Below are 755 nucleotides of genomic sequence, written 5' to 3' on the forward strand. Positions count from 1 at the left end.
TTGGTGGTACCAAAGTCAACCCCCGGCTATGCCGGGGGTAAAAAATAGCTTATAGCGAGGAGGAAAGTAGAAAAGTAAAAAACTCCCTGATAAGGTAGGAGTGGTTTGCCGACCACACAACTACGATAACAGGGAGGCCTTCATCGTGAAAGATAAAGACATAAGTAGTTTAGAGCATACAAGTTGGAGATGTCAATATCACATCGTCTTTGCGCCGAAATACCGGAGGATGGAGATATATGGCCAGATAAAACAGGATATAGGAGTGATACTGAGGAAACTATGCCAGCAAAAGGGGGTAGAAATTATAGAAGCCAGAGCATGCCCAGACCATATACATATGCTGATAAGCATACCGCCCAAGTACAGCGTATCACAGATTATGGGGTACCTGAAAGGAAAGAGTAGTCTGATGATATTTGATCGGCATGCAAATCTGAAATATAAGTATGGGAATCGACACTTTTGGGCCAGAGGATATTATGCGGATACAGTGGGACGCAATAAGAAGCAAATAGCAGAGTATATCCGAAACCAACTGGCATCGGATCAAATCGCAGACCAGATAGGACTGAAAGAGTTTGTTGACCCGTTTACGGGTCGCGAGAACAAGAAGGCATAAAAGGAACCCCTTAAGGGGTAGCCCGAGAAAGAAATGCAGTCGGCAAACCTTTCGGGGCCCCTTAAGGGGCTTCGTCCGTATCAGGCCCTTATAGGGCCTACTCAAGCCTCCGGCTTAGCCGGAGGTTTTGACT

At 46.1% G+C, this 755-nt stretch carries 1 protein-coding gene; it reads left to right on the forward strand.

Going from position 1 to position 755, the window contains the following annotated elements:
- Positions 1–145: 145 nt before the first annotated feature.
- The gene (gene tnpA, locus B5F94_RS16015) at positions 146–622 is read left to right on the forward strand and encodes an IS200/IS605 family transposase (RefSeq protein ID WP_204247520.1); all 477 of its coding nucleotides are present in this window, start codon (positions 146–148) and stop codon (positions 620–622) included.
- Positions 623–755 lie beyond the last annotated feature (133 nt).

Source organism: Flavonifractor sp. An4 (assembly GCF_002161755.1).
Classification (GTDB): domain Bacteria; phylum Bacillota; class Clostridia; order Oscillospirales; family Oscillospiraceae; genus Flavonifractor; species Flavonifractor avicola.